This is a genomic window from Roseateles sp. P5_B10 (genome assembly GCF_056400485.1).
Genome location: NZ_JBFULE010000473.1, coordinates 1 through 4161, shown reverse-complemented (window position 1 = coordinate 4161; position 4161 = coordinate 1). Strand labels below are relative to the sequence as shown.

At 67.1% G+C, this 4161-nt stretch carries 4 protein-coding genes; all 4 read left to right on the top strand.

Going from position 1 to position 4161, the window contains the following annotated elements; genetic code table 11:
- Positions 1 to 841 (top strand): 2Fe-2S iron-sulfur cluster-binding protein (locus AC1DU6_RS22145; protein ID WP_477859635.1); only part of this gene is annotated, 841 nt, incomplete at its 5' end.
- Complete coding sequence (locus tag AC1DU6_RS22140; protein WP_056195246.1) at positions 841 to 1458, top strand: TetR/AcrR family transcriptional regulator; 618 nt, start codon at positions 841 to 843, stop codon at positions 1456 to 1458. The genes AC1DU6_RS22145 and AC1DU6_RS22140, both read left to right, overlap by 1 nt.
- A 29-nt stretch (positions 1459 to 1487) precedes the next feature.
- Positions 1488 to 2633 carry an ABC transporter substrate-binding protein gene (locus AC1DU6_RS22135; RefSeq protein WP_457324586.1) on the top strand — a complete coding sequence of 382 codons (1146 nt, stop codon included), beginning with the start codon at positions 1488 to 1490 and terminating at the stop codon, positions 2631 to 2633.
- Positions 2630 to 4161 (top strand): phenylacetic acid degradation bifunctional protein PaaZ (gene paaZ, locus AC1DU6_RS22130; protein ID WP_477859633.1); only part of this gene is annotated, 1532 nt, incomplete at its 3' end. The genes AC1DU6_RS22135 and paaZ, both read left to right, overlap by 4 nt.

Genomic DNA, 4161 nt, shown 5'->3' with positions numbered 1-4161 from the left:
CTTCTCCAGCTGGGTGCATGAGCAGCTCAAGGCCGGCGACGTCATCGAGTCCTACCCGCCGCAAGGGCGCTTCTTGATGCCAGCCGCGCAGGCCGAGGGCCGCCATGTGCTCTTCATCGCCGGCGGCTCGGGCATCACGCCCATCATCGCCATCCTGACGGCGCTGCTGGAGCGCGAGCCGAATGCCCGCGCGACGCTGATCTATTCGAACCGTCGCACCGCGTCGACGATGTTCAAGGAAGAACTCGAAGACCTGAAGAACCGCTTCATGACGCGGCTGTCCCTGCACCTGGTCTTCAGCCGCGAGGTGGTCGATGCGCCGCTGTACGGCGGTCGCCTGGATGCCGGCAAGCTCAGCGCCTTCCTCGCCGGCCCGGTGCCGGCGGCGAGCATTGACGAAGTCTTCGTCTGCGGCCCCTTCGAGATGAATGACCAGGCCGAGGCTGCGCTGCTCGGCTCGGGCATCCCGGCCGAGCGCATCCACATCGAGCGCTTCGGCACGCCGGAGACGCTATCCGGCAAACCCGTGCCCCACGAGGTCAAGCCTGGTGATGCGCCCCAGGCCCGCGTGACCGTCATCCGCGACGGCCTGTCGCGCGAGATCGAGTTCCATTCCAGCGACCCCAGCCTGCTCGACGCCGCTGCGCGCGAAGGCATGGATGTGCCGTTCTCGTGCAAGAGCGGCGTCTGCTCCACCTGCCGCTGCAAGCTCATCGAGGGCGAGGTGCGCATGGACAAGAACTTCGCACTGGACAAGGCCGAGGTCGCCGCCGGCTTCATCCTGAGCTGCCAGGCCCATCCGTTGACGGAGCGGGTCGTGATTTCCTTCGACGAACGCTGATGGCACGCAAACGCGCCCCCGGCTTCGAAGCCCAACGCGAGGACATCCTCGCCGCCGCCGCCCGCCTGTTTGCCGAGCAGGGCTTCAGCGCCACGTCGATGAACCAGGTCGCCGAGGCCTGCGGCGTGGCCAAGCCGACCCTGTACCACTACTTCCAGGACAAGCAGGAGCTGCTGGCCCAGATCTGCGACAGCCATGTGCATGCGCTGCTGGCCCTGGTCGAAGAGGTCAAGTCCCGGCAGCTGACGCCCGACGCGCAGCTGCGCGCCCTCATCGAGCGCTTCACGCGTTCCTATGCCGACGCCCAGGCCCAGCACCGCGTGCTGACCAGCGAGATCAAGTTCCTGGCCGATGCCGAGCGCGAGCGCCTGCTCGACGTGGAGCGCCGCGTCGTCAGCGAGTTCGCGGCGGCAGTCTGCCAGGTGCGTCCCGAACTGCGCGACGCCAACCTGCACAAGCCACTGACCATGCTGCTTTTTGGCATGATCAACTGGACCTTCACCTGGCTGCGGCCCGACGGCGAGCTCTCGCACGAGGCGCTCGCCACCCTGGTCAGTGACCTGTTCTTTGGCGGCCTCGGTGCAGTGCAGCTGCGCCAGCCCGCCCTCATTCCATAAACCCGATGACATCCCGAGGAGACGACCCCATGAAGCGATTCAAGCAACTCGCCCTGGCCCTGGCGGCCACGCTGAGCCTGGCGGCCCAGGCTGACATCAACGTTGGCGTCACGTTGTCGGCCACCGGTCCCGCCGCTTCGCTCGGGATTCCGGAGAAGAACACCTTCGCCCTGATGCCGACCACCATCGGCGGCCAGAAGGTCAACTACATCGTGCTGGACGACGCCTCCGACACGACGACGGCCGTCGCCAACACGCGCAAGCTCATCACCGACAGCAAGGTCGACATCGTCATCGGCTCCACCGTCACGCCCAATTCGCTGGCGATGATCGATGCGGTGTCAGAAGCGCAGACGCCGATGATCTCGATGGCCGCTTCGGCACGCATCGTCGAGCCTGTCGACGCGAAAAAGCGCTGGGTCTTCAAGACGCCGCAGAACGACATCATGATGGCCCTGGCCATCGTGACCCACATGGTCGACAACGGCATCAAGACGGCCGGCTTCATCGGCTTTGCCGACGCCTATGGTGAAGGCTGGTGGGGCGAGTTCAACAAGATCGCTGCGACGAAGAAGCTCAACGTCGTCGCGAGCGAACGCTACAACCGCACGGACACGTCGGTCACCGGCCAGGTGCTCAAGCTGGTCGCCGCCAAGCCCGACGCCATCCTGATCGCCGGCTCGGGCACGCCCGCCGCGCTGCCGCAGAAGGCGCTCAGGGAGCGCGGCTATGCCGGCAAGATCTATCAGACCCATGGCATCGCCAACAACGACTTCCTGCGCGTCGGCGGCAAGGACGTCGAAGGCACGCTGCTGCCCGCTGGCCCGGTGCTCGTCGCGGCCCAGCTGCCGGCCGACCACCCGGTGAAGAAGAGCGCCCAGGACTACATCGCCAAGTACGAGGCCGCCCACGGCAAGGGCTCGGTCTCGACTTTCGGTGGCCATGCCTGGGACGCGGGCCTGCTGCTCGCCGCCGCCGCGCCCGAGGCGCTGAAGAAGGCCCAGCCCGGCACGCCGGCCTTCCGCGCCGCGCTGCGCGATGCGCTGGAAAACGTGAAGAACCTGGCCGGCGCGCATGGCGTCTACAACATGTCGTCAGGTGACCACCTGGGCCTGGACCAGCGCGCCCGCGTGATGGTGCAGATTGAAAACGGCGCTTGGAAACTCATCAAGTGAGCACGCTTCAAAGTTACATCGCCGGCCACTGGGTCGGCGAACGAGCGGCCAAGCCACTGGCCAGTGCGATCAACGGTCGCGTGGTGGCGCATACGCATGAAGAGAGCCTGGACTTTGCCGAGGCCATGGCCTTCGCGCGTGGCACGGCGCTGCCCAGCCTGCTGCGCACCCATTTCCAGGACCGCGCCCGCGTGCTGAAGGCGCTGGCCGCCTACCTGATGGAACGCAAGGAAGAGCTGTACGCCATCAGTGCCCATACGGGTGCGACGCGCAGCGACTCCTGGATCGACATCGAGGGCGGCATCGGCACCTTGTTTGCCTACGCCTCCATCGGCGGCAAGGACCTGCCCAGCAGCAATGTGCTGCACGAGGGCCCGGCCATGCGGCTGGGTGCCAACAACCACTTCATCGGCAGCCATGTGATGGTGCCCAAGCGGGGCGTGGCCCTGCACATCAATGCCTTCAATTTCCCGATGTGGGGGATGCTGGAGAAGTTTGCACCGAGCTTCCTGGCCGGCATGCCCTGCCTGGTCAAGCCTGCCACGGCCACCAGCTATGTGGCCGAGGCCTGCGTGCGCCTCATCGTCGAGTCGGGCCTGGTGCCGGTCGGCGCGCTGCAGCTCATCATTGGCGGCACGGGTGATCTGTTCGAGCGCCTGGACGAGGCCGACGTCGTCACCTTCACCGGCAGCGCCGACACCGCGCTGATGCTGAAGGCCCACCCGAACCTGCTGAAGAAGAGCATCCCCTTCAACGCCGAGGCCGACAGCCTGAACTGCGCCATCCTGGCGCCCGACGTGACGCCGGATGACCCGGAGTTCGACCTATTCATCAAGGAGGTGGCGCGCGAGATGACGGCCAAGGCCGGCCAGAAGTGCACGGCCATCCGCCGCACCATCGTGCCCGCCAACCGCATCGATGCGGTGGCCACTGCACTGAAGGCGCGCTTGTCCAAGACGGTGGTGGGTGACCCGGCTGTCGAAGGCGTGCGCATGGGCGCGCTGGCCAGCAAGGCGCAGCAGGCCGACGTGGCCGAACGCGTGGCCCAACTGGCCAAGAACTGCGAGCTGCTGCTGTCCGGGCGCGACGGTTTTGCGCCCAAGGGCGAAGGTGTCAGCGACGGCGCCTTCTTCGCCCCGACGCTGCTGCTGGCCCGCGACTCGGCTGCGAGCGACGCCCACCACCTGGAAGCCTTCGGCCCGGTGACGACGCTGCTGCCCTATGGCGATTTCGAGGAGGCCCTGCACCTGGCAACGCTGGGCCGCGGCAGCCTGGTCGGCACCATCTGCACGAAGACGCCGGCGCTCGCTGCGCAAGCTGTGCCGACCTTTGCCGCCTGGCATGGCCGCATGCTGGTGCTGGACCGCGAAGCCGCGCTGGAGAACACCGGCCATGGTTCGCCGCTGCCCAAGCTCAAGCACGGCGGCCCCGGCCGCGCGGGCGGGGGCGAGGAACTGGGTGGCCTGCGGGCGGTGAAGCACTATTTGCAGCGCTGCGCGGTGCAGGGCTCGCCGACGATGATGAGTGC

Coding starts and splice junctions, on each gene's coding strand:
- AC1DU6_RS22140 (WP_056195246.1), top strand. CDS start 841: ATGGCACGCAAACGCGCCCCCGGCTTCGAAGCCCAACGCGAGGACATC.
- AC1DU6_RS22135 (WP_457324586.1), top strand. CDS start 1,488: ATGAAGCGATTCAAGCAACTCGCCCTGGCCCTGGCGGCCACGCTGAGC.